Source organism: Larkinella soli (assembly GCF_003703975.1).
Taxonomy (GTDB): domain Bacteria; phylum Bacteroidota; class Bacteroidia; order Cytophagales; family Spirosomataceae; genus Larkinella; species Larkinella soli.
The window spans coordinates 123,563-142,867 of record NZ_QTJY01000016.1 but is presented as its reverse complement, the minus strand read 5'-3'; the positions used below and the strand labels follow the sequence as shown (position 1 = coordinate 142,867).

Genomic DNA, 19,305 nt, shown 5'->3' with positions numbered 1-19,305 from the left:
TGAAGACCATGCCGTGGTAGCCTTCCGAAGGCTCGGTAAACTGCGGAAACTTGCCGTTGCCCCAGTTGTATTTCCCGCTGTCGACGATGACGCCCCCGATGCTGGTGCCGTGTCCGCCGATCCATTTGGTGGCCGACTCGACCACCACGGCGGCCCCGTGTTCGATGGGCCGGAACAGGTAGCCGCCCGCCCCGAAGGTGTTGTCCACGATCAGGGGCAGGTCGTATTTCTGGGCCAGGGCCGCAAAGGCGTCGAAGTCCGGGATGTTGAATTCCGGGTTGCCGATGGTTTCCAGATAGATGGCTTTGGTCTTGTCGTCGATGAGCCGCTCGAAGCTCTCCACCTTATCGCCGTCGGCGAAGCGGGCATCGATGCCCAGCCGTTTGAACGACACCTTGAACTGATTGTAGGTTCCGCCGTACAGGAAGGGCGTTGTAATGAAATTTTCGCCGGCCTGGAGAATATTGTTCAGGGCCAGAAACTGCGACGCCTGTCCGGAACCTACGGCCAGAGCCGCCACCCCCCCTTCGAGAGCCGCCATGCGCTGTTCGAAGACGTCGGTGGTGGGGTTCATGATGCGGGTGTAGATGTTTCCGAACTGCTGCAGCGCGAAAAGCTGAGCGCCGTGTTCCGAGCTGTCGAACACATAGGACGTGGTCTGGTAGATCGGGACGGCCCGGGCCTTGGTGGTGGGGTCAGGCTGCTGACCGGCATGAATTTGAAGGGTTTCGAAGTGCAATTGATCGGCCATGAGTGTAGAAGAATTGTTGAATCGTTGGATGATTGAATGATTGAATGATAATTCGCCGATGCCATTGAATGACACGGGGGCAAAGCGCTGCCTTGGAATGGATGACGGAGCGTTGAACTGCCTGAACAATTCAGTCATTCAGTCATTCATTTACCCGATCATTCGCTTTACTCGATCATTCGCTCTGGTGCGAGGAAGTTCGGCTGCCCCTGGGGGCATACAGCAACGGATGTAATTCATGAGTATGTCGATTTATATTTCCTTTCTGATCGCCGGAGCGATTGCCAAGGCGGGAGTTAGCACCTTGCCTTGCGGCAGGTTGCCAGAGGTTCATCGAGCCCGGTCTCTCCCCTCTTCTTTATAAATCAAGCGCAACGGGACGGTTGCGAAGGCCGGAAAGCTCCGGGCCCGGGGTAATCGCTTGATTTGAGGTACAAGTATAGCGAACCCTGTCTTACACTGCAAATTTTTTAGGTATCCGGTCCAAAACATCGGCCCCGGCTCAACGGATCGGGGCCGGGGTTCCGCCAAAAAATATTCCCGGGGCCGGTGACTTTCGTTCGCCCGGATCGTTACCTTTGTGTTAAGACACCACTTGTATGGCCGAGTATTACCGCTTTGATAAGGACAATGCGTCCCGTCGTGCCGATACGGTTCCTCTGAAAGACGCCATCGGCCAGATGTTGAAATCCTATCAGCTTCAGACCCGATTCAACGAAACCTATCTGGAAGCCTTCTGGGAAAAAATGATGGGCAAAGCGATCGCATCCCGTACGAATCGGCTTTATGTCCGCGACCGGAAACTGCATATCGAAATCAACTCGGCTCCGCTCCGCAGCGAACTGGTGATCGCCAAGCAGAAAATGATTCAACTGATCAACCGGGAAATGGGTACTGAAGTGGTTGACGACGTGATCTTTATATAAAATTTCCTGAATGCCTTTCCGGGAGGGCCCTGATCCCGGGTCGCTTCTTTTTCCCCGGGGAAAATACCAAAAGCCCCACCGAGAAGTCGAAACTACCTGTTCCTGCCTATGAAACAGCACTTTGTCCGGCCTGCGGAGCGTCGGCTGGGAACTAAACGCAGCAGTACGCTCGTCGAGCAGGAGGAGAAACGACCGGACCTGGGTTTCGGCACCCGGCTCAACGGTTCCTACTCCCGGATGGTGAACAAGGACGGCAGTTTTAACGTCCGGCGCATCAACGGCTCCTTTCTGGCTCACCTGAACCTGTACCACCGTCTGATTACGATGTCCTGGCCGAAGTTTTTCCTCACGGTCGCGGCTGCCTTTTTCGTGGTCAATATCCTGTTCGCCAATGTTTACTACCTGCTCGGACCCGGCAGTCTGGTGGGGATCCAGGCGGAGAACGACCTGGACCGGTTCTGGGAAGACTTTTTCTTCAGTGCCCAGACGCTGACCACCGTCGGTTATGGCCGCATCAGCCCCGTCGGCATCCCGGGCAGTTCAGTGGCTGCCCTCGAATCGCTCATCGGTCTGCTGAGCTTCGCCCTCGCCACCGGCCTGCTTTACGGCCGCTTTTCCCGTCCGACCCCCCGCATCCGGTTCAGCAGAAATGCTCTTTTCGCCCCGTATCTGGACGTCAATGCCTGGATGTTTCGGATCATCAACGAACGAAGCAACCAGCTGGTCGACATCGAGATCGACGTCAGCATGTCGCGGCTTGAAGCCGGGAAGGACGGCCAACCGGCCCGGAAATATTACGGCCTGAGCCTGGAGCGCCGGAAAGTGGCTTTTTTTCCGACCAACTGGACACTGGTTCATCCCATCACGGAAGATAGCCCCCTGTTTCAGTGTTCACCCGAGTCGCTGAAGGAATCGGACACCGAGTTTCTGATCATTCTCCGGGCCATCGATGATACGTTTTCGCAGATGGTTCACCTGCGGTATTCCTACCGGTTCGACGAAATCCTGTGGGGACATAAATTCCGGCCGATGTTCAGCCAGGTTGGCCAGGACATCGTTACGGTGGACCTGAAAATGCTCGATGAAACCGAAGAAGTGCCCTTGAATTAACCGCCCCTTAGAAAGTATATCCTGTGATTTCTCCCCCCTTTTTACGCCCCGGCAGCCGGGTCGGCCTGCTGGCGATGGCCAGCCGGGTTGAATATGACGCGCTTGAGCCGGCTTTTCGGATTCTTCGGGACGACTGGAAGGTGGAGGTCGTGGAAGGGGAGAGCCTGAAAGCCGCCTACTACCAGTTCGGTGGGGACGACAACCTCCGCCGACGTGACCTCCAGACCATGCTCGACGACCCCCGGCTCGACGCCGTCATTTCCGTCCGGGGCGGATACGGCAGTTACCGAATCCTCGACAGGCTGGATTTCACCCGATTTCTTCAGAAGCCGAAGTGGATCGTCGGCTTCAGCGACATTACGGTATTGCACTGCCACCTTCAGCACCTCCGGGTTCGGAGCCTGCACGCCATCATGCCCCGCCTGTTCGGCCAGGAAGGCGTCACGGACTCCATCGAGACCCTGCGGCAGTGCCTGTTCGGGGAGCCGGTCGGGCCGTATTCCAGTCCGGCGCATTCGCTCAACCGGCCCGGGTCGGCGGCCGGGCCGCTGGTGGGCGGGAACCTGACGCTTCTGGTGCACGTCCTCGGCACCCCGTCGGACCTGCCGACCGCCGGAAAAATCCTTTTTATCGAGGACGTCGGCGAAACCCTGTATTCCATCGACCGGATGATGATTCAGCTGCGGAGGGCCGAGCGGCTGACCGATCTGGCCGGCCTGATCGTCGGCCAGTTTACGGAATTGCGCATCAACGAAACCGCCCCCTTCGGCAAAACCGTCGGTGAGATCATTGCCGAACACGTCGACGGCTTCGGCTTTCCGATCTGTTTCGACTTCCCGGTCGGCCACGTCCCCCGCAACCTTGCCATGCCGCTCGGCGCCGATGCCCGGCTGGAAGTGACGGAGGATGGAGCAAAACTTCTGTTTTAATTTCACTTCTTCTTACTGCTCACCGCTGCCGCGGTTCCTTTCCACTGGTCCATATAGTCGACGGTCAGGTGGCAGAGGGATTTGATGCCGAGCACGAAACCGCCTTCATCGATGTAGAAGTCGGGCGTATGGTGCGGGGCCGCATCCTCCACTTTTTTGCCTTTGGGCATGCCGCCGAGGAAGTAGAAAAAGCCGGGGACTTTTTCCTGAAAGAAGGAGAAGTCTTCCGCGCCCGTCTGGGCCGGGGTAATTACCACTTTCTCCTTTCCGGCCAGGGCTTCCAGTGTCGGCACCATCTGTTCGGTCAGGGATGGATCGTTGTAGGTGACCGGATACATGGTTTCGATGCTCACGTCGGCTTTGGCTCCGGCACTTTCCGCAATGTTTGTCGCCACTTCGGGAATCCGGCGGTGGATGGTTTTCTGCATTTCCGAATTCAGCGCCCGGATGGTGCCGATCATGTTCACTTCTTCCGGAATGATGTTCTGCCGGATGCCGCCATGGATGGCACCGACGGTGACGACGGCCGCGCCCTCGGTGATCGGCAGGTTACGGCTGACGATGGTCTGAAGCCCCATGACGATCTGCGAAGCCGTGACGACCGGATCGACGCCCGACCAGGGGGCCGCGCCGTGAGTCTGCTTGCCTTTCACCTTGATGCTGAACCAGTCGACGGCCGCCATCGTGGCCCCGGGGCGGTATTTAATGGTGCCGACCTCGGTCTGGGAATTGATGTGCAGACCGAAAATGGCATCGACCTTCGGATTATCCAGCACGCCCTCCTTCACCATCAATTTAGCACCGCCTTCTTCCCCGGCCGGAGCGCCTTCCTCGGCGGGCTGGAAGATGAATTTCACCGTTCCCTTCAGGTCATTCTTCACTGCGGCCAGCACTTCGGCGACGCCCATCAGGATGGCCACATGGGAATCATGTCCGCAGGCGTGCATAACGCCGGTTTTCTGGCCGTTGTATTCGGTGGTAACCCCCGACTTGAACGGAACGTCCACCCGTTCCGTCACCGGCAGACCGTCCATATCGGCCCGGAGCGCGACCACCGGCCCCGGTTTGCCGCCCTTCAGGATGGCGACGACCCCGGTTTTGGCCACGTTGGTTTTAACTTCCAGCCCGAGGGCGTGCAGATGGGCGGCCACTTTGGCCGACGTCTGAAACTCACGGTTGCCCAGTTCCGGGTTCTGGTGAATCTCCCGACGCCAGGCAACCACTTTCTTTTCAAGCCCATCGGCCAGCTGGTTCATTCGGGTTTTTACGGGAGACTGCGCCTGAAGGGCGGCCGGCAACAGGGCTAAGGCCATGGCTAATCCCGGATGGAGACGGATTTTCATACGGTTTTTTCTTAATCGGTTGTTGGTTAATTCAGACCGGACGGCGATCAATGAGAAAAATTGGTCAACTCAAAATAAAATTTTAAAAACCTTTCCAACGGCAATTGGTTTTGAAAGGGCTGGAATCGATTACTTAACAAATATACGGTTACAAATCGGCCATCATATAGATTTTAGTCCCCCTGTCAGGAAAAACTGCCGGATACCACACATTTTCTTTTGCCGAATAACTCCCCGGTCGGCGGAAGCAAACTTACTAAGTGGTCAGGCCAAAACCCGGAACGATTCATTATTGGCAGACAGATTGCCATCCGGGTAAACTAGGAAAATATTTGTTACCAAAACCCATTAATGTTTTCCTTTTTCGATAATATACCGTTAATTTTGCGTCTATTTTTTACGTTCATCCAAACAATTCACTTAATCTATGAGAAAACGTTTAGCCGGTTTCTGGCTACTATGCGTGCTGTTTGCCCTGCCCGCATTAGCTCAGGAAAGGACAGTGACCGGAAAAGTCACTTCATCAGACGACGGCTCGGCGCTGCCGGGTGTGAGCATTCAATTGAAAGGTACCACCCGAGGTACTACAACCGACTCGGAAGGTAATTTTACAATGGCCAATGTGCCGGGTAACGGTACTCTGGTGTTAAGCTTCATCGGGATGGCCAGCCAGGAAGTGGCGGTCGGAAACCGGGACCGGATCGATGTTCAGCTACGGTCGGATGCCAGCCAGCTCTCGGAAGTGGTCGTGACCGCCCAGGGGATCGAGCGTGACCGCCGGTCACTCGGTTATTCGACGCAGGATGTTCGGGGAGACGCCCTGGCCCAGCGTTCGGAGCCGAACGTGCTCAACGCCCTTCAGGGGAAACTGGCCGGGGTCAACATCACACCGTCCAGCGGGGCGCCGGGTGCTTCCACCAACATCAACATCCGCGGGATTACGTCCTTCAACGGCAGCAACCAGCCGCTGATCGTCGTCGACGGCATCATTTTCAACAACGACGTCAACCAGAACCCCTCGACCGACAACACGCTGTTCAGCGCCCAGTCGTCGAACCGTCTGGCCGACATCAACCCGGAAAGTATCGAGTCCATCAACGTTCTGAAAGGTCCTGCCGCTTCGGTTCTGTACGGTTCACGGGCATCTGCCGGTGCCATTGTGATCACGACCAAAACCGGCCGCAACCTGAAAGGCAAGACGGAAGTAACGGTTAATTCATCCTTCAACGTACAGAATGTTTTTGGCCTGCCGAAGTTACAGAACGACTATGGCCAGGGTACGCAGAACAACTTCATCAACACGTCAGGCAACTCGTGGGGTCCCCGCTTCGGCGGCAGTCTGACCGAGGTGACCACGCTCCAGGGCGACAAGGTTCCCTATCAGGCTTACCCGAACAACGTAAAAGACTTCTATAACCAGGGAAGCATCTGGCAGAACTCGGTCAACATCGCTTCGGGCGACGAGCGCCGGAACTTTATCCTGGCCATCGGTAATACGCTGCAGAAAGGGGTCGTTCCCAATACGAAATTCGACCGTACCAACGTACAGGTCGGTGGGGAATCCCGGCTGCAGAACGGCTTGAAAATCAGCGGGACGGTTACCTATGTGAAAACCGCCCAGAATGGGATTCCGCTCGGGAACGGGGGGAGCGCCTTCGGTCAGCTGACCCGGATTCCGCGCAGCTACGACCTGATCGGACGTCCTTATCAGGATGCCACCGGCAAAAGCATCTATTACAGCACCACCCAGAACCACCCGCTCTGGAGTGCCTATAATGAGACGATGCGCAGCCAGGTCGACCGCTTCTTCGGGAACGTTCAGGTCGGTTACGACATCACCAAATGGCTGAACGTGTCGTACCGCGTAACGGCCGATACGTATACGGACCGCCGGAAGATCAAGAGTGCCATCGGCTCGGCCCGCCAGCCGGCCGGTCAGCTCATCGAAGACACATTCTGGCGCTCCGAACTTAATGGTGACCTGCTGATCAATGCCCACAAGGACGACCTCTTCCTGGAAGGCCTGTCGGGTAACCTGCTGCTCGGTAACAACATTAACCAGCGCCGGGATCAGAACTCGACGCTTTCCGCGCAGGAACTGACCATCCCGGGCTTCGACAACGTCAGCAACGGTTCGGTCTTCACCGCCAGCCAGGAAACCTACAATGAGCGCCGTCTGGTCGGTTACTACGGTCAGCTGTCCCTGTCCTATAATAATTACCTGTTCGCCGAACTGTCGGGTCGGGTAGACCAGTCGTCGACGCTGCCGAAGGCCAACAACACCTACTTCTATCCGGCGGCTTCGGTGAGCTTCGTGCCGACGGACGCCTTCAAGGTGAACTCGAACGTGCTGTCGTACGGGAAAATTCGCGCCAGCATCGCCCGCGTCGGTCGTGACGCCGATCCGTACCTGCTGAACTCGGTGTTCGTGCCGGGTTCGTACGGGAACAACTCGGCCAGCATCACCTTCCCGGTGACGATCGGCGGAACGAGCCTGCCGGGCTTCGGCCCGAGCAGCCGGATCGGGAACAACAACCTGACGCCGGAGTTTGTCCGTTCGTATGAATTCGGGATCAACCTGGGCTTCTTCCGTAACCGGGCCAGCATCGACCTGGCGTACTTCGACAGCCGCAGTACGAACCAGATTTTCAACGTATCGGTATCTAACTCAACTGGTTACGATACCCGTACGACCAACGTCGGAGCCCTCCGCAACCGCGGGATCGAACTCGTGCTGAACACTACGCCGGTTCGTCTGAACAACGGCTTCAAGTGGGATCTGGTCCTGAACTTCACCCGTATCCGCAACAAGGTGGAGGAAATCGCTCCGGGCGTGACGCAGTCGCCGATCACCGGGAATGCCTTCATCGGGATCAACCCGTCGATCGTGGTCGGTCAGCCGTATGGCGTGATCGTCGGTACGGCCAACGCCCGCAGCCCGCAGGGTGAATTCCTGATCAACCCGAACAACGGTCTGTTCGTGCCGGGCGTCGCCGGTCAGGTGATCGCCAATCCGAACCCGGACTGGACCGCCGGTCTGACCAACAGCTTCAGCTACAAAGGGCTGTCGTTGTCCGTTCTGTTCGATACCCGCCAGGGGGGTGACCTATACTCGTTCGGCGCCGTCGACCTTCGCGGTCAGGGCCACCTGTACGTCACCGGCATCGACCGCGACCAGCCGCGCATTCTGCCGGGTGTGATCGAAGTGACTAATGCCGACGGGTCGAAGACCTATCGTCCGAACAACATTCAGGTCAGCTCGCAGACCTACTGGGCGAACCTGGGTGGTCTGGCTTCCCAGGCCGCCGTGTTCGACGGTACGGTATACCGCCTGCGGGAAGTGGCGCTGAACTATACGCTGCCGAAGAACCTGATCGCCAAATCGCCCTTCGGTGCGGTTACGGTCGGGGTCAGCGGGCGGAACCTGTTCTTCTACGCGCCGAACTACTACGGTGATCCGGAAACGAATACGCAGGGTGCCGGTAACATTCAGGGTCTTGACCTGAACGGGATTCCGAACACCCGTAACTACGGTGTTAACCTGCGGTTTACCTTTTAATCAACCTTCATCTTCTCTTTGACAATGAAGCTTTCAAAATATAAAAAGTTACTGATGGTGCCGGTGCTGCTTTCCATGGGCGCCTGCAGCAAGTACCTCGACGTCAACGTGACGCCGAACAACCCGACCGATGTGCCTCCCAAGGTGCTTCTGCCGGCCGCTCTGGCCGGAACCGGCTTTGCCAACAACGGCGAACTGAACCGGTTCACCTCCGTTCTGATGAACTACCTGGCCGGTGCCCTCGGCAGCCCTGCCAACTACGACATCTTTAACACCGACGGGGCCGACTTCGGGAACCAGTGGCGTTTCGATCTCTATGGCGGGGCGCTGGTCGGCTATCAGAAAACCATCGAAGCGGCCGACAAGACCAACGCGAAAGCCTACAGCGGTATCGCCAAGATCATGAAGGCCTATACCTTCTCCATGGTCACCGACGTCTGGGGCGACGTGCCGTATTCGCAGGCCCTGAAAGGGGAGGAGTTCATCCAGCCGCGCATCGACAAGCAGGAGGATATCTATAAGGGCAACCAGTCGCTCGGAATCCAGAGCCTGTTCGACCTGACCCGCGAAGGGCTGGCCGACCTGGATGCCGCTTCGACGGCCGCTCCGACCTCCGACGATATCGTCTACGGCGGTAACATCGCCAACTGGAAACGCGCCGGCAACACCCTGCTGCTGAAACTGGCCAACACCATCAGCCGCAAGGAGCCGCAGCTGGCGACGCAGGTGATCAACGAAGTGCTCCAGAAGAACAACTACATCACGAGCAATGAGCAGGACCTGAACGTGAAGTTCGGTAGCTCCGTCGGAAGTACGAGCGCCATCTGGAACCTGGCCATCTTCGGGTCGTTCAACAACGAAATGCTCATGAGCACGCGCTTCCTGAACGTGCTGCGTCCCGACCCGGCCAATCCGGCCAAGACCGACCCGCGTCTGCCGCTGTTCTTCACGAAGCCGGCCGCCGACTACGTGACGATCGACAACGGTTTCCGCGGCACCCTGCCGACGCCCCAGACCACCTGGTCGCGGTACAACGCCTATGTTACGGGCGCGCAGGGCGAAGGACCGGTTCGTCTGCTGACCAACTTCCAGCGGGCCTTCATCCTGGCCGAATCGGCCCTGACGCTCGGCACCGCCGGCGACCCGCAGGCCCTGTATACCGAAGGCATCACGGCTTCCATGAAGCTGGCCGGTGTCCCCGACGCCCAGATCACGGCCTACCTGACAGCCAACCCGCAGGTGGCGAAGCTGACCGGTACGAAAGACCAGCAGCTGGAGCAGATCATTACCCAGAAGTGGATCGCCTGGACCGGTAACGGTCTGGAGTCCTGGAACGACTGGCGCAGAACGGGTTATCCCCGTCTGACTGCCTCTCAGAATGCGGTCGGTGTGGATGGTACGCGTCCGGTTCGGGCCGTATACATCACCCAGGAAATCGAGCGCAACCCGGCGTTCCCGAACCCGGCCCCGCAGAACAATCAGAGAGTCTGGTGGGATGTTGATTAATCGGTCACTTCGTTAACGGTATTGTAACATGAAAAAGATAGCATTTCAAATTCTTCTGCTGACGGCGGTGGCTTTTGCAGGCACCGGTTGTGAGGATGATTTAAAATACAGCGAACTGGTCCAGGATAACCGTCCGGCGGTTCCGGTCACCTTTACCGGCGCCACGACCTACGGCTTCGATCCGTACTACGAAACGTCGGTAGCCGGCGGGGGCAACATCAAGATCACCCTGTCGATCCCGGCCGCCAGCGGCCGCACCATCAAGCAGATCACCAAGGTGGCTGCCGGTGCCACCAGCATCAACGTGCTGACGCTGAACACCGGACCGAACTACCTGACGGCTCCCCTGGCCGCTTCCGGTACGACGGTCGAGTTTACGACGACGGTGAAGGAGTTTGCCACCAAACGGCCGACCGTGGCGACCACCCCGGTGGCGCTGCCGAACTTCCGGGAGATCGCCTTCATCTTCCTGGTGACCCTGGACGATGGCTCGGAGGTGGTGGCTACCCCGGTTCGGGTCCGCATTCTGGCCTGATCCGGATACCGGTTTTGAAAAAGCCCGCCCAGAGCGGGCTTTTTCATTTGGTGGCGGGCAGAAGACGTTGGGAAATAGGTAGAAATGCCGGGCTTCCTGCTTACAATCCCAAATAGGTTGACCCTTACATCCTTATGAAAAAAGCCTTTAAACTGGGGTATCTGCTGCTGATTCTGCCCCTTTCCCTGCCGGCCCAGCCCGCCGAACGGCCCATCCGGGTGGTGGTGGCTCCGAACCACGCCGACTGGCTGTATCGCCCGGGAGAAGCCGTCAAGTTCACCATCTCGGTCTTACAGAACGGAAACCCGGTCAAGGGGGCCCGGGTCAGTTATGAAGTCGGGCCGGAGAAAATGGAACCGACCCGCAAAGAAACCGTGACCCTGGCGAACGGCACCACGACCGTCGACGGAGGCACCCTGCGCACGCCCGGTTTTCTGCGGTGCATCGCCACGACCGAAGTCGACGGCAAAACCTATCGCAACCTCGCCACGGCCGGTTTCAACCCGGATGCGCTGACACCCACCGTCGATAATCCCGCCGACTTCCAGATGTTCTGGGACAGCGCCCGGGCCGAACTGGCCCGCGTGCCGCTTGACGCCCGCATGACGCTGCTGCCCGAGCGCTGCACCGAAAAGGTGAACGTCTACCACGTCAATATTCAGAACTACGCTAATTCGCGCCTGTACGGTATTCTGTGCGTGCCGAAGCAGGAGGGAAAATACCCGGCGCTGCTGCGCGTACCCGGAGCCGGAATCCGGCCGTATGCCGGAAATCTGGCCGATGCCGAAAAGGGAGTTATCACGCTGGAAATCGGGATTCACGGTATCCCGGTCAATATGGACCCGGTCGTGTACAACCACCTGGCGAGCGGGGCCCTGACGAGTTATTTCAACATCAACCTCGACGACCGCGACCGGTATTATTACAAGCGGGTGTATCTGGGCTGCGTCCGGGCCAACGATTTTCTGGTGAGCCTGCCCCAGTACGACGGCCAAAATCTGGCCGTTACGGGCGGAAGCCAGGGCGGGGCGCTGTCCATCATTACCGCCGGGCTGGACAACCGGGTGAAATGGCTGGGAGCCTACTATCCGGCGCTTTCCGACATGACCGGTTACCTGAAGGGCCGGGCCGGCGGCTGGCCGCATCTGTTTGCAGGGAAGGCGCTGGCGTTCAACAACAAACCGGAAAAAATCCGGACGGTTTCCTACTACGACGTCGTGAATTTTGCGCGTTTGGTGAAGGTGCCGGGGTATTATTCCTGGGGCTTCAACGACGAAACCTGCCCGCCGACCTCCATGTATGCGGCCTACAACGTCATCCCCGGACCTAAAATGCTGAAACTCTACGAGGATACCGGCCACTGGACCTATCCCGAGCAAACCGAACTGATGACGAACTGGCTCGTCCAGCAGCTGAAATCCGTCAGCAAATAACGAAACGGATGGAGTGAACGGCGGGGCCGAGGGTCAGGGAAACCGGCGTCGGCCCCGTTTTCATTCCTGCACCGGCGTACAACTGCCGGCGACGATCTGCCAGCGGCCGTCGCGGCTGGCCCAGACCCGCAGATACCGGACCCGCCCGCCGAAGGGCTGTTCCGCGTAAACACCCTGCACATCGACCACCACCGATACGACCTGATAAGGCGGCAGGGGCCGGATTTCGGGTTCCTGAGCCTCCAGGCTCCGAATCTTCATCCAGCCGGAGCGGTATCCCTCCAGGTCCATCGCCTTGCCGTACAGCTTCCCCTCCGGTCCCACAAAAAGCAGGTCGTCGGCAATCAGGCGGTCGAGCGCGTCGGGGTCGCCGGCCAGCTGGGCGCGGTACAGCCGCTGCTCGGCCTCCCGAATTTCATTTTCCGGGTTCATCGCATCGAAGGTCAGGTTTCAGAATGACCGGGTAAAGATGAATCCGGAAGGCTTGATCGTGTAGTCGGTTTCGGTTGACAATTTATCGGAATGGCTTGAGAATCCGGTCAGAAGTCGCGGCCGCAGTAGGGGCAGTGGTTCTTTTTGTGCGCTTTGTGGCTGCGGATGTGTTCGGCAAAACCGGATGCCAGAATACCGGTCGGCAGGGCGAAGGAGCCGATGCCGAGGACGGCGGTCAGGCCGGCCAGCATCTTGCCCAGGGGAGTCACCGGATGAATGTCTCCGTAGCCGACCGTCGCCATGGCGTTGATGCCCCACCAAAGCGTCGCCGGAATGCTCGAAAATTTGTCGGGCTGGGTCGGATGCTCCAGGTAATACATGACGCTGGAGATGATGATGAGCATGAATACCAGAAAGGCCAGACTCAGCAGCAGTTCCTCCTTCTTGTCTGCCACCACCTCCTGCATGACCCGGAAGGCGTGCGAATACCGGGTAATCCGGAACAACCGGAAGATCCGGAACAGCCGCAGAATCCGGATCAGGGCCAGATCGGTATGGAACAAGGTAAAATAGAACGGCAGAATGGACAGCAGGTGAATCAGGGCGCCGGTCGAAACCATATAGCGAAGCCGTCCCCAGACCGGATGGCCGTATTTTTCGTTTTCGACGCAGACCCAGACCCGAAGCAGATACTCGATGGTGAAGAAAAGCACCGAGAATAATTCAAATTCGATAAACAGACGCGGAAACCGGGCGTTCAGCGACGGGACGGTGTGCAGGATGATGGCGAGCGCATTCAACGCGATGATCGTGCTCAGCAAGACGTTGAAAATCAGACTGATTCCCCTTCGGCTGCCGGAAGCGGTTTCCAGTACCCGATACACATTTCGCCGGAGTTGGTTGAACTGGGAAGGAGTACGGAGGGTCGGGGTCATTGGGGAATTGTTGAATTGTTGAATGATTGAATTGTTGAATGACGGTTCGCCGATGCGACGGTTCGCCGATGCGACGGTTCGCCGATGCGATTGAATATCGGGGTTTGGGGAGCGAATGTCAAAATACTTTTTCTCCTCCAATCCAGGTCTGCCGCACCTTCACGTTTCGCAACTGCTCCGCCGGTATTTTCATGATGTCCTGTTCCAGAACGACGAAATCGGCCTGCCTTCCGGAGGAAATACTTCCCCGCAGCCGGTCTTCGAAGTTGGCGAAGGCGGCCCAGCAGGTCATGGCCCTGAGCGCGGAGGGGCGGTCGAGGGCATTTTCCGTCTGGTAGCCGCCGGCCGGCCGGTTCCGGGCATCGACCCGGGCCACGGCCGCGTGAAAACCGAAGAGCGGGTTGACGGCTTCCACCGGAAAATCGCTGCCGAAGGCAATCCGGCCGTTCTGCTCCATCAGCTGCCGGAAAGCGTAGGCGCCCTTCACCCGGCTCGGCCCGAGCCGATCGGCGGCCCAGTACATGTCGGATGTCGCGTGGGTCGGCTGTACGGACGGAAGGACCGAAAACCGGCGGAATTGCTCAAAATCCTCCGGCGACACCACCTGGGCGTGTTCAATCCGCCAGCGCCGGTCGTTCTTCCCTTTTAATAGCTTTCCATATAATTCCAGGATCAGGTGGTTGGCCGAGTCGCCGATGCAGTGGGTGTTGGCCTGAAAATCACTATCGGCAATCAGAGTCAGCACCCGTTCCAGTTCACGGGGTTCGAGCTGCATCAGCCCGTAGGCGCCGGGCCGGTCGGAGTACGGCTGCCTCAAAGCCGCTCCCCGTGAACCCAGCGCCCCGTCGGCGTAAATCTTGAAGGAACGAACCGTCAGGCGGTCCGTCTGGTAGGGGCCGCGTTTCAGGTAATAGTCCAGATTGGGTTCGCCGAGCCGGATCATGGCGTAATTCCGGATCTTCAGCTTTCCTTCCTTCTGGAGCCGGTCGACCAGTTCGATGTCGGCCCGGTCCAGGCCGGCGTCGGAGACGGTGGTGAGGCCGAGCGCCACGCAGGCTTTCTGGGCGGCCAGCAGCATCATTTCCTTTTCCTTCGCATCAGGCTGCGGGATCAGTCGGCGGACCAGGCCCATGGCGTTGTCGATGAGGACGCCCGTCGGCCGGCCGTTCTCCAGCATCACTTCTCCGCCCGGAACGCGGGTTTGGGCCGTAATGCCGGCGAGCTGAAGCACTTTCGAATTGACCAGCATGGCATGGCCGTCGACGCGCGTCAGGGCTACCGGAATAGTAGGAAATTCGGCGTCGAGTCTTTCCCTGGTCGGGAAGCGTTGGTCGGGCCAGTCGTTCTGGTCCCAGCCCCGGCCGATAAGCCACATTGCTTCCCGATGATTTTTTTTGTAGCTTTTCAGCCGATTTAAGACGTCTTCGAACGAGTCGGTCCCGACCAGATCCGCCTGATACAGCACCTGACCGAGACCAAGAAAATGGGCGTGAGGGTCGTAAAAGCCCGGATAAACCGGCTTCCCGGCCAGGTCGGCCACCGAGTCGGCCGTAAACCGATCCAGAATCTCTTCCGACGAGCCGACGGCCACGAATCTGCCATCTCTAACCGCAAAAGCCTGTTTCGTTGAAAATACGGAGTCCGCCGTATAGACGAGGGCATTGTGCACAATCAGATCTGCTTTCTTTTTCGTCGTGCAGCCCGCCGTCGCCAGAGCGATCAGGCAGGGGAAGATGTAGCGGTTTATCATGTTTCGAATTCGGTCGCCAATATCCTGAAAGGATACGTAGAATGCAGGAATATCTTCTAATTTTGAAAGTTAGTACCTTAAAAATAACAGCAGAATGCGCTTATTACTAAGTCTGGCCCTTTTCTTTTCAATATCCTTCGCCTTCGCCCAGCCTGCCCCTCAACCTATCCAGCGCATTCGGCGCAGTTCGGTGGTCGTTCAGCAGGGGGAGCCGCTGACCCTTCAGCAGGCCGTTTCGACGGCGCTGGAAAGCAGCTATCAGATCCGCATTGCCCGTTCGCAGCAGGAGATCGCCCGAAATGATTACGGTACCGCCGTGGCCGGTTTCTTCCCGTTCCTGACCGGGAACCTGAATAATAACAATTCCCTCCAGAATATCCGTCAGGACTTTATCGACAACCTGCGGCCCCCGCAGAATCAGTACGGCCTTCTGAACCGCAACACGCAGGTCGGCGTCAACCTGAACTGGACGATTTTCAACGGGTTCGCCAACCTGATCACTTACGAGCGGCTGAGCGAACTGGTGAGGATCGGGGAGGTAACCACCCGCGCCAACATCGAGGGCACGGTAGCCGACGTCAGCACTGCGTACTACGACGTCATCCGGCAGATTCAGCAGCTGGTTTCGCTCCGGCAGGCGCTGGACATTTCCCGCGACCGGCTCGACCTGGCCCGGGCCAACTTCGAGGTGGGGACGCGCTCCCGCGTCGATTTCCTGAGCGCTCAGGTCGACTACAACACCGACAGTTCGGCGATGGTCACCCAGCAGCAGAACGTCCGGACCGCCAAGATCTTCCTGAACACGCTGCTGGCCCGCGACCCGGCCACCGAGTTTGCCGTCCGTGACACCATCATCGTCCGCAACGACCTGTCCATCGACCAGCTCCGGCAGGCGATGGCCGGCAATAACCCCCTGCTGGCAACGGCGGCCCTGAACCGGCGGGTCGCCAACCTGAACGTGCGGATTGCGCGGGCGGGCCGCCTGCCGACCATCAACCTGACCGGCGGTTACAACTTCACGGCCATCAACAACCAGGGCGGGTTCGGGGTAAGGACCGCCCGCAACGACGCTCTGACCTACGGGTTTCAGGCCACCATTCCCATCTTTACGGGCTTCAACCAGCGCCGGCTGATCGCCAACGCCCAGACCTCCGCCCTGATCACGGAATATCAGGAAGCGGATCAGCGGCTTCAGCTCCAGCAGGCCCTGGAACAGACCTTTGCCCAGTATCAGAACAGCCTGACGCTGGTCAATCTGGAACTGGAAAACTTCCGGATCGCCAACCAGAACGTCGAAATCGCCTTTGACCGGTATCGGGTCGGGAACTCCACGGCCGTCGAATTCCGCGACGTCCAGCGCAACGCGGTGGCGGCCGAAACCCGCCTGATCAACGCTGAATTCAACGCCAAAATCGCCGAAATCGAACTCCTTCGACTGAGCAGCCAGATCCTCCAGGAAACAAAATAGGAGTTTGGCGGTTGAATTCCAGTTGAAACCCATTCATTCAAAATGAACGAACAGGAGCCGGTCAGGGCTTTTGACTGGCAGCGCATTCTCATTCATGACTTCCCGTGGATTTACCTGGGCGAGGTGGCTCTGCGGACGGTGGTCATGTTTCTGATCATTTTATTCGCCCTGAAAATCTCGGCCAAGCGGGAGGTCAAGCAGTTGTCGGTTTTTGAGCTGGTGCTGGTGATCGGCCTCGGCTCGGCGGCCGGTGACCCCATGTTTTACCACGACGTGCCGCTTACCTCGGCCCTGGTGGTTTTCGTCGTGGTCATGACCTGCTACAAGATCGCTACCCGGCTGAGCGACAAGAACAAAGCCGTCCGGGAGGCTCTGGCAGGAAAGCCGGTGTACGTGATCGAAGACGGGTGTATTCTGGTCCAGAACTTCGACGACGAGGACCTGGGGCTGGACGAGCTGTTCTCCGAACTCCGGCTGGCCGGCATTTCCCAGCTCGGGCAGGTCAAAACCGCAATCCTGGAACCCAGCGGGGAGGTGAGCGTCTTCCGGTATGAGCCAAACGGAGTCCGTCCGGGCCTGCCCATTTTTCCCCGGCAACTGGATGCGGCCACCGAAACCGTCACCGAACCGGGCCGGTATGCCTGCGCTAAATGCGGCAAGGTTACGGATCTCGAAGCCGACAGGGCAACCCCCTGCCGGGAGTGCGATCATCACCTCTGGGTGAAAGCGGCCGACGGGTAGTCCCGCTACAGACTTTTGACCTGATCCTTAAGAAAACGGAGCAGCAGCTTCTCCGTAGGGTCGAGGCCGTAGCGGGACGTTTGCCGGAACTGGTTGCGACGTTTGAAGTACGGGTTCAGGTCCTGGCATTCATAGGCTTCCAGCACCTGGGGGTGGACGTAATATTTGCGGCTGACGGTGCGGGTATTGCCCAGCTTGTGGGCCACCTGCTCCAGCACCGTGTTGATGTTCTTTTTGGCTTCCTTTTCCGTCGTACAGGGTTCCAGTTCGGCCAGCATCCGCAGCGCGTTGACGGTGCCGGCCCAGGTCCGGAAGTCCTTGGCCGAAAACTCTTCGCCGGTGGCTTCGCGGAGGTAGTCGTTGACCATGCCGGAATCGATGCCGCGGTGTTCGCCGTTGACGTCGTAATACTGAAACAGCTCCTTGCCCGGAATGTCGCGGCAGGCTTTCACCAGCCGGGCCAGTCGGCGGTCGCGGAGGTCGATGTCGTGATACACGCCTTTCTTACCTTTGAACCGGAACCGCAGACCGGTGGTGTCGACGGCAACGTGCCGGTCTTTCAGCGTCGTCAGACCGTAGTGACCGTATTCTTTCTCGTAGGCGGCATTCCCGATGCGGATCAGGGTCTGTTCCATGACGCTGAGGGCGATGGCAATCACCTTCTCCCGGCTCAGTTCGCGGAGTTTCAGATCCTGCTCGATGCGGGCGCGGAGTTTGGGAAGCTGCTCACCGAACGAGATCACGCGGAAAAACTTGGTTTCGCTGCGAATTTCGTTCCAGCGGGTATGATAGCGGTATTGTTTCCGGCCTTTCGTATCGACGCCGGTCGCCTGGAGGTGGCCGTTGGCTTTGGCGCAGATCCAGACCCGCTCCCAGGCCGGAGGCAGAGCCATTTTCCGGATGCGGTCGAGCGTTTCTTCGTCGTCGACCGGATTCCCTTTGGCATCCAAATAAACAAAATGATCCGCTTCAAGCCGGCGCGAAATACCGGGCATGGAGTCATTCACGTAAACCAGTTTGACCGCTTTGGCGGCTTTGACCGGGTCCTGGGCTAATTCCAATAAATCAAGTTCCATAAAGGGAAGACCGTATACCGATATAACCCGGCAAACCGGGTGCCGGTTTAAATCCATTCGATACCGGCCCGGCCGCCTACGATAAATACTTTTTTTCGAATGTATCAACCGAAGGCCTACAGGCGTTAACCGGACAACATGATAACTTCGACGTATGAAAAATCTCTGCTTCCTGATCCTTTTTATTCTTTTTTCTCTTTCCGCATTTTCCCAGGTCCGGGTCGGCATCCGTGTCGGCGTTCACTGGTCGACGGTTCTGAATGAGAAGCTGTATACGGGCCGTCAACTGGCACCGGGCGGGCTGGTGGCCATTCCGTTCCAGTTACCGTTATCGGATCGCTGGGGGCTTCGGGCCGAACCGACCTTTGTGCAGAAGGGATGGAAAACCCGGATAAAAATTGTCAATGCCAATGGCGTGTCCAGCGAGACCGGGCACCTGGTTCAGCGGCATGAAGTAATTGAACTTCCGGTTCTGGTGACGTATCGGAAGGAATTGAGCAGCCGGCTGGCGGTTTTTGGCCTGTTAGGACCCAGCGTCGGCTATGTGGTGGGAGGGCGCCTGAAAGTCATCAGTAAAAATGCTCCGGATGTGAACGATAAGCTGATTTTCGAACGACGGATCGACACGGGCCTCTGGGCGGGCGGGGGCCTTGAATTTCCGGTGGCCGGCATTCCCGCCTTCGTGGATGTCCGGTATCATTACGGGCTGAGCGCCTATCCCAACTTTAAAGTTTACGATACCAAACCCACCTCGACCGGCTTTTCCGTTTCGGTCGGCTGCTGGCCTTTTGCCGGAAAATAGAAGCGGCTT

At 58.2% G+C, this 19,305-nt stretch carries 16 protein-coding genes and 1 riboswitch; of the genes, 10 read left to right on the top strand and 6 right to left on the bottom strand.

Features of this window, described 5'->3' with window-relative positions:
- On the bottom strand, window positions 1-751 hold a 751-nt coding region (locus DX909_RS23790), incomplete at its 3' end, for an O-acetylhomoserine aminocarboxypropyltransferase/cysteine synthase family protein (protein ID WP_128547735.1).
- A 249-nt stretch (window positions 752-1,000) separates the two neighbouring features.
- A riboswitch (SAM riboswitch) is annotated at window positions 1,001-1,118 on the bottom strand.
- Between the two features lie 232 nt (window positions 1,119-1,350).
- Here DX909_RS23790 and DX909_RS23785 point away from each other — a divergent pair.
- The 3 genes from DX909_RS23785 to DX909_RS23775 all read left to right on the top strand — a co-directional run bounded on the left by DX909_RS23785 (window position 1,351) and on the right by DX909_RS23775 (window position 3,716).
- On the top strand, window positions 1,351-1,677 hold the full coding sequence (locus tag DX909_RS23785; RefSeq protein ID WP_128547734.1) for a DciA family protein: 327 nt from the start codon (window positions 1,351-1,353) through the stop codon (window positions 1,675-1,677).
- A 108-nt stretch (window positions 1,678-1,785) separates the two neighbouring features.
- Complete coding sequence (locus DX909_RS23780; protein ID WP_128547733.1) at window positions 1,786-2,787, top strand: ion channel; 1,002 nt, start codon at window positions 1,786-1,788, stop codon at window positions 2,785-2,787.
- Between the two features lie 23 nt (window positions 2,788-2,810).
- Window positions 2,811-3,716 (top strand): S66 peptidase family protein, encoded by a 906-nt coding sequence (locus DX909_RS23775; protein ID WP_128547732.1) that lies wholly within the window; start codon window positions 2,811-2,813, stop codon window positions 3,714-3,716.
- Window positions 3,717-3,718: 2 nt separating this feature from the next.
- Here the strand turns inward: DX909_RS23775 and DX909_RS23770 are convergent, their stop codons facing one another.
- Window positions 3,719-5,059: an amidohydrolase gene (locus DX909_RS23770; RefSeq protein ID WP_128547731.1), complete on the bottom strand. Its 1,341-nt coding sequence runs from the start codon at window positions 5,057-5,059 to the stop codon at window positions 3,719-3,721.
- Between the two features lie 427 nt (window positions 5,060-5,486).
- Between DX909_RS23770 and DX909_RS23765 the strand changes: the two genes are divergently transcribed.
- The 4 genes from DX909_RS23765 to DX909_RS23750 all read left to right on the top strand — a co-directional run bounded on the left by DX909_RS23765 (window position 5,487) and on the right by DX909_RS23750 (window position 12,092).
- Window positions 5,487-8,618, top strand: coding sequence for a SusC/RagA family TonB-linked outer membrane protein (locus DX909_RS23765; RefSeq protein WP_128547730.1), 3,132 nt, complete (start codon window positions 5,487-5,489; stop codon window positions 8,616-8,618).
- A 24-nt stretch (window positions 8,619-8,642) separates the two neighbouring features.
- Window positions 8,643-10,124, top strand: a complete 1,482-nt coding sequence (locus DX909_RS23760; RefSeq protein WP_128547729.1) for a SusD/RagB family nutrient-binding outer membrane lipoprotein — start codon at window positions 8,643-8,645, stop codon at window positions 10,122-10,124.
- Between the two features lie 28 nt (window positions 10,125-10,152).
- Window positions 10,153-10,659 carry a hypothetical protein gene (locus tag DX909_RS23755; protein WP_128547728.1) on the top strand — a complete coding sequence of 169 codons (507 nt, stop codon included), beginning with the start codon at window positions 10,153-10,155 and terminating at the stop codon, window positions 10,657-10,659.
- A 134-nt stretch (window positions 10,660-10,793) separates the two neighbouring features.
- Entirely contained in the window at window positions 10,794-12,092 is a 1,299-nt protein-coding gene (locus DX909_RS23750) for an acetylxylan esterase (RefSeq protein ID WP_128547727.1), read from the top strand.
- A 60-nt stretch (window positions 12,093-12,152) separates the two neighbouring features.
- On the opposite strand, the gene DX909_RS23745 is transcribed toward DX909_RS23750, so the two are convergent.
- The 3 genes from DX909_RS23745 to DX909_RS23735 all read right to left on the bottom strand — a co-directional run bounded on the left by DX909_RS23745 (window position 12,153) and on the right by DX909_RS23735 (window position 15,209).
- Complete coding sequence (locus DX909_RS23745) at window positions 12,153-12,524, bottom strand: nuclear transport factor 2 family protein (RefSeq protein WP_128547726.1); 372 nt, start codon at window positions 12,522-12,524, stop codon at window positions 12,153-12,155.
- A 107-nt stretch (window positions 12,525-12,631) separates the two neighbouring features.
- Window positions 12,632-13,459, bottom strand: a complete 828-nt coding sequence (locus tag DX909_RS23740; RefSeq protein ID WP_128547725.1) for an ion transporter — start codon at window positions 13,457-13,459, stop codon at window positions 12,632-12,634.
- Window positions 13,460-13,577: 118 nt separating this feature from the next.
- Window positions 13,578-15,209 carry an amidohydrolase gene (locus DX909_RS23735; RefSeq protein WP_128547724.1) on the bottom strand — a complete coding sequence of 544 codons (1,632 nt, stop codon included), beginning with the start codon at window positions 15,207-15,209 and terminating at the stop codon, window positions 13,578-13,580.
- A gap of 94 nt (window positions 15,210-15,303) precedes the next feature.
- Here DX909_RS23735 and DX909_RS23730 point away from each other — a divergent pair, with 94 nt between their 5' ends.
- Entirely contained in the window at window positions 15,304-16,677 is a 1,374-nt protein-coding gene (locus DX909_RS23730; RefSeq protein ID WP_128547723.1) for a TolC family protein, read from the top strand.
- 42 nt (window positions 16,678-16,719) lie between these two features.
- Window positions 16,720-17,418, top strand: a complete 699-nt coding sequence (locus DX909_RS23725) for a YetF domain-containing protein (RefSeq protein ID WP_128547722.1) — start codon at window positions 16,720-16,722, stop codon at window positions 17,416-17,418.
- Window positions 17,419-17,423: 5 nt separating this feature from the next.
- Here the strand turns inward: DX909_RS23725 and DX909_RS23720 are convergent, their stop codons facing one another.
- Window positions 17,424-18,494, bottom strand: a complete 1,071-nt coding sequence (locus DX909_RS23720; RefSeq protein WP_128547721.1) for a DNA topoisomerase IB — start codon at window positions 18,492-18,494, stop codon at window positions 17,424-17,426.
- A gap of 154 nt (window positions 18,495-18,648) precedes the next feature.
- Here DX909_RS23720 and DX909_RS23715 point away from each other — a divergent pair, with 154 nt between their 5' ends.
- Complete coding sequence (locus DX909_RS23715) at window positions 18,649-19,296, top strand: porin family protein (protein WP_128547720.1); 648 nt, start codon at window positions 18,649-18,651, stop codon at window positions 19,294-19,296.
- The last annotated feature ends 9 nt before the right edge of the window (window positions 19,297-19,305 follow it).

Coding starts and splice junctions, on each gene's coding strand:
- DX909_RS23720 (WP_128547721.1), bottom strand. CDS start 18,494: ATGGAACTTGATTTATTGGAATTAGCCCAGGACCCGGTCAAAGCCGCC.
- DX909_RS23735 (WP_128547724.1), bottom strand. CDS start 15,209: ATGATAAACCGCTACATCTTCCCCTGCCTGATCGCTCTGGCGACGGCG.
- DX909_RS23740 (WP_128547725.1), bottom strand. CDS start 13,459: ATGACCCCGACCCTCCGTACTCCTTCCCAGTTCAACCAACTCCGGCGA.
- DX909_RS23725 (WP_128547722.1), top strand. CDS start 16,720: ATGAACGAACAGGAGCCGGTCAGGGCTTTTGACTGGCAGCGCATTCTC.
- DX909_RS23715 (WP_128547720.1), top strand. CDS start 18,649: ATGAAAAATCTCTGCTTCCTGATCCTTTTTATTCTTTTTTCTCTTTCC.
- DX909_RS23750 (WP_128547727.1), top strand. CDS start 10,794: ATGAAAAAAGCCTTTAAACTGGGGTATCTGCTGCTGATTCTGCCCCTT.
- DX909_RS23765 (WP_128547730.1), top strand. CDS start 5,487: ATGAGAAAACGTTTAGCCGGTTTCTGGCTACTATGCGTGCTGTTTGCC.
- DX909_RS23730 (WP_128547723.1), top strand. CDS start 15,304: ATGCGCTTATTACTAAGTCTGGCCCTTTTCTTTTCAATATCCTTCGCC.
- DX909_RS23760 (WP_128547729.1), top strand. CDS start 8,643: ATGAAGCTTTCAAAATATAAAAAGTTACTGATGGTGCCGGTGCTGCTT.
- DX909_RS23780 (WP_128547733.1), top strand. CDS start 1,786: ATGAAACAGCACTTTGTCCGGCCTGCGGAGCGTCGGCTGGGAACTAAA.
- DX909_RS23785 (WP_128547734.1), top strand. CDS start 1,351: ATGGCCGAGTATTACCGCTTTGATAAGGACAATGCGTCCCGTCGTGCC.
- DX909_RS23745 (WP_128547726.1), bottom strand. CDS start 12,524: ATGAACCCGGAAAATGAAATTCGGGAGGCCGAGCAGCGGCTGTACCGC.
- DX909_RS23770 (WP_128547731.1), bottom strand. CDS start 5,059: ATGAAAATCCGTCTCCATCCGGGATTAGCCATGGCCTTAGCCCTGTTG.
- DX909_RS23755 (WP_128547728.1), top strand. CDS start 10,153: ATGAAAAAGATAGCATTTCAAATTCTTCTGCTGACGGCGGTGGCTTTT.